This window comes from Vibrio sp. 03_296 (genome assembly GCF_002265885.1).
Map to the genome: position 1 here is coordinate 1 of NZ_NPKW01000214.1, position 2,170 is coordinate 2,170.

Below are 2,170 nucleotides of genomic sequence, written 5' to 3' on the forward strand. Positions count from 1 at the left end.
CTGGCTATTTCCAAAGGCATCGCGCAAGTGTTGGGGCATGAGATTTTCGATGCGTTCATGGCATGGCCGCGGCAGTGTGTTCTCTATAACTTTGGATCGTGCCCCAGCAAGTGCAAGCGTTGCCAATGGCGGAGCCTGCCCCAAGCGCAATCTGAGTTAAGTCACTTACGTATTCTGTGTGTCGATAATGAGCCCCGATATTTTGGTTGGTATGGAGAATCTTTTGGCGCGTTGGGGKYGTGAAGTRRAAACCGCTACTGACATTGTGCAAAGTTTGAAAGCACTGGACGGTGGCTGGCATCCGGATGTGATTTTCTCCGACTATCGTCTTGATGAAGGTCGCACAGGTTTAGAAGTGCTCCAGCAATGTAAGCTTAGATTGGGCAGCCGTTTTGAAGGGGTGATCATCAGCGCCGACCGCACCGATGATATGATGCAAGGCATCAAAGCCAATGGCTTTAGCTTATGCCAACCGTTAAACCGCTCAAGCTGAGAGCGGTGTTGAATCGAGTGGCGTAAGGCGCCTTCTGTAAAAAGAGCTAGCCATGTTTGGTATTAAAATGGCAGCTCTTTTTGAATGTCTTTGGCTAAGAAAAAAAGTTGTGTTTATACGCCAATAATGCTCACCTGCCTAATCCTCTATATATCCTGACTCTAAAGCCCCATGAAGGTCGCAGATAGTATGGACTTCATATCCGTCATGATTTTTTTTCATACCGTCAAATATAAAATATTTCTCTTTTGAATTAATGTCGCAAATGAGATTGGATAAATTTTCTGACATAAAAGTAAGTATGTTATATCCAGGTAAATATGAACGCCATAAATATGTATATTCAGGCCACGTTTATGGTTAATGATGTGCTGACCATTTTTGGTCAAACATACTTGATGTCTTTATTGTTGAAATACTGACAGCTTCAAAATGAACTCACCATTTTGGTTAGTGTGTGTTTTTAGTTCTTTTGTGTCATTCAGAGCACTGATTTCTAAAGTAACTTCAATGTTTATAACAGGGATACCATGATTAAAAATTCTCCCGTGAATTTTTGGTGTTAAGTCATATATGTCTTGTTTAACTATATCCATAGCATAGACCTGACATGAGATGGTTAAAAATAAGGAATTATCACTAGATTAATAATTTATTCTTCTTGTTTTTTTCTCTACGTTTATATCCCTTAATTTCACATCTGCTTAGTAGCATCAAATCAACGCCATTAGGTACTACAGGTTTTAAATAGTAGAGATAATCAGGTGTGCTGATGTTGCAATTAAGGTTATTTAAGTTGTTTTTAATAAAATTAAATGGTTGTTCGTATCCCAATATGGATTCCCATAGATATGTCTTTTCATTTTCAATTAAAATGTAAATACCAATATAAGAATAAGCCTGATTTAACGGGGATTTCTTCAGCCACTGAGCATGAACCATAGGCTCAAAATGAAAATAGCCATTCAGATCGGTTTGTGTCTTATCGTTATATCGATGTTTTAAGAATCCGCCTTCAAGATAAACGTCTCTATGCGAAAATGCTTGTCCGTCTTGAGTAAGGTGTCCAGAGATCTCTGGACTTAAGACATACTCATTCTTTTTAAAGAAATCAAAAATACTCAACATATTACCTTGGCTTGTTAGTGGGAAAGAAATGAAGAGTAGTGCTGCCATTAACTGAGTGGTGTTCATTATTCTTCCGCTGATAAATGGAGCTTAATATAGCGAATGTTTTTTTGAGGAATAAAGCTAGTTGTTCGTTTTTGGACACGTATCTGAGTTGTTGTGTAATTAATAGATCTCATATTTTAGTTAAAAAAAGCCGATGCAGTTGCTATCGGCTTTGCGTTTCCTCGGAGCTTAATCCCTACAATAAAGCTCTTAAGTGTGGATTAATGGTCGTGCGCTGCGCCAGCTCCTTTCGGGTAGCGGATAGACTCAACCATTTCTTGTTACGTCTGCTGGTACTTCTGGCAGTGAATTTGTTCACTACAATCGCTACCACAAAGTTCAGACACATACCGAGTGTACCAATGCCCTCTGGGCTGATACCGAACAACCAGTTATCCGGTGTGCTCGCTGCTGGGTTAATGAACTTGAAGTAAACAATGTAAGCCGCAGTAAAGGTAATACCTGCCAACATACCTGTGATAGCGCCTTCTTTGTTCATCTTCT

The 2,170-nt window shown here is 39.6% G+C and carries 1 protein-coding gene and 2 pseudogenes; 1 reads left to right on the forward strand and 2 read right to left on the reverse strand.

From position 1 onward, the window contains the following. Positions 1-519: pseudogene (locus tag CIK04_RS23470) on the forward strand (response regulator); the annotation flags it as partial. Between the two features lie 613 nt (positions 520-1,132). Here the strand turns inward: CIK04_RS23470 and CIK04_RS23475 are convergent. Beyond that, positions 1,133-1,687, reverse strand: a complete 555-nt coding sequence (locus tag CIK04_RS23475; protein ID WP_128824667.1) for a DUF6795 domain-containing protein — start codon at positions 1,685-1,687, stop codon at positions 1,133-1,135. Between the two features lie 260 nt (positions 1,688-1,947). Continuing rightward, positions 1,948-2,170: pseudogene (locus CIK04_RS23480) on the reverse strand (cation acetate symporter); the annotation flags it as partial.

What these genes read in the sequence shown, in the direction of transcription:
- CIK04_RS23475 (WP_128824667.1), bottom strand. Translation starts at nt 1,687, where the DNA reads ATGAACACCACTCAGTTAATGGCAGCACTACTCTTCATTTCTTTCCCA.